The following is a 2,085-nucleotide window of genomic DNA, read 5'->3' on the forward strand; positions in this document are numbered from 1 at the left end:
GCCTATCTGCTGATGCTCTCATTCCTCTTCGCCGCATGGTTCATCTCATGGCTGGCGGTCCAGTCGATACGCCTGCGGCGCTTGCCCGCCCAGTTCGCCCATTTCCGCCGGACGTTCTTCCGAAGCTCAACGCCGATCTTCGCCTCTGCCGTGATTGTCGTGGGCGTCTTCTGCGGCCTCGCCTCGATCCGGGCCGAGAGTCTGGCCATGAAGAGCGCCCCGCATTTCATGCTCAGCGAGATCGACGGGTCGAGCTATCGACTCCTGCGAGAGCAATTCCGCGACCTGCACGCCAAGCTGTTGGCGAATCGCGCCGTCCAGACTTCAACGGCAAACAGGATTCAGGGAATAGAAGACGAAATCCCGATTCGCCAACGGCCGCGCCGCTCGAACCGTTGATCGTCGCCTGCAAATCTTATTCGGACTTCTGACTTCTGAATTCTCACGTCTTCCGAAGGCTCCCGCTGCGCAGGGGGGTTGACATTTCGAGAGATTGAGGCGACAATGACCACGCACGGTCGGGTGGAGCGGGGGCTTTTTGGGAGGCCCAGATGGGCGTTCGCGCAGAATCGGGAGTGGTCGTGTTGTCGGTGGTGTTTGCAGCCGGGCTGTGCCTGGCCGCCGCCGAAACGACGACCAAGCCGGGAATTGAGTCCCATCTGCAGCGCGAGGGATTCGTCGAGCTGCTGGTCGAAACCCAGGTGCGAAACATGCGCCAGCGCTACCGCCTCTCGCCCGAACAGACCGAGCAGGTGCGCGAGGCCCTTGACCACCAGGACATTACCCTCCAGTTTAAAGCGGCGGGCAAGATGGAGGCGTTCGAGCGGAAAGTCCGGAAAGCCCTCAAGGCCAAACAGGAAGTGCCCGTCGAAGATGTTCAGGAGTTCGTCCGCGAGGTTCAGCCGTTGTGCCGACGCTTCGCCGATCGCCAGATCGAGACGATGAACGCGATCCAGTCGGTGATGAACGACGCGCAGAAGAAACGCTACCAGGAGGAAATCGAGGAGCGGCGCGGCAGCTTCGAGGAACTGCTCGGACGGCTGGAACGATGGGAGAAGGGCGACATCCGCCCGGGCGAGCTGAAGGAGCAGTTCGGCAGGGAGGAACCGACGGTCTCGCCGGAAGAGATCGAACAGAAGATCGTCGCCGAGATCAACCGTTACAAACCCACGTCGTTCGATTTCTGGGACCTGTACGTGCGGACCTTCATCGAGGCGTTCGGGCTCGAAAAGGGCCAGCAGACCCTCGCCTGGTCGGTACTCGGCGAGATCAAGTCGCGGGCTGAGAGCTACAAACGCGACCATGTCCGCCAGTACGCCGAGGCCAGGACGTACATGGGAAGCCTGCGCGATCCCGCCGTGGCGGGCAAAACGGGCGAGGAACGCCGCGAAGCCCTCGAAAAAGGCCGCCGCAAGCTCGAAGAGCTCGACGAGCCGCTGATCCGAATGTTCGACGAACTCAAGACCCGCCTGATGCGCATACCGACCACCGCCCAGACCCGCCGGGCCAACCAGGTCCTCTCGCAGGAGGACGAACCGGCGACGCCGGCGGACGACGAGCGGGTCGCGCCGCAGACCATGCCCGCGCAAACCGAGAATCAGGATCGTTGATCCGCTGCACAAGGAGACGCCGCATGACCAAGCCAGCCGTGATTGCCACGTTGATTGCCGCCGTCCTCGCCGCCGGCGCGGGCGCCCACGAGTCGGGCCCGGCCTCGCAGCCGGCCAAGATCGAGTTCCAGGGCTGGCTTCGCATGACCGATCATGCCCTGACCGAACCGGGCGGCGCGCCGATCGAGAACGAGGAAGAGGCGGCGCCGGTCATCTACGTGAACAAGTCGTCGCCGGCGATGGCGGTGGTCTCGCATTTCGCCGGCCGCACCGTGATCAACTGGAAGTCGGCGGCGCAGAAGGAAATCGCCGAATATGACAGCGAGACCGGTCTGATCCGCCTCGGATGCATCTCGGACTTCACCGCTGAGAAAATCCGTCAGAGCGCGATGGGGCAGTTCGTGCTGTTGGACGACTTTATTGCCGGCCTCAAAGCCGGTGGCAGCGAAATCATGAGCCTCGAGCACTCCCAGGA

3 protein-coding genes are annotated in these 2,085 nt (G+C 63.0%); all 3 read left to right on the forward strand.

Annotated features, from left to right (window positions below; genetic code table 11):
* Nucleotides 1-399 (forward strand): hypothetical protein (locus tag GXY33_08270; protein NLX05124.1); only part of this gene is annotated, 399 nt, incomplete at its 5' end.
* A gap of 152 nt (nt 400-551) precedes the next feature.
* Nucleotides 552-1,610 carry a hypothetical protein gene (locus GXY33_08275; GenBank protein ID NLX05125.1) on the forward strand — a complete coding sequence of 353 codons (1,059 nt, stop codon included), beginning with the start codon at nt 552-554 and terminating at the stop codon, nt 1,608-1,610.
* Nucleotides 1,611-1,633: 23 nt separating this feature from the next.
* On the forward strand, nt 1,634-2,085 hold a 452-nt coding region (locus tag GXY33_08280), incomplete at its 3' end, for a hypothetical protein (GenBank protein ID NLX05126.1).

Source organism: Phycisphaerae bacterium (genome assembly GCA_012729815.1).
GTDB lineage: Bacteria > Planctomycetota > Phycisphaerae > JAAYCJ01 > JAAYCJ01 > JAAYCJ01.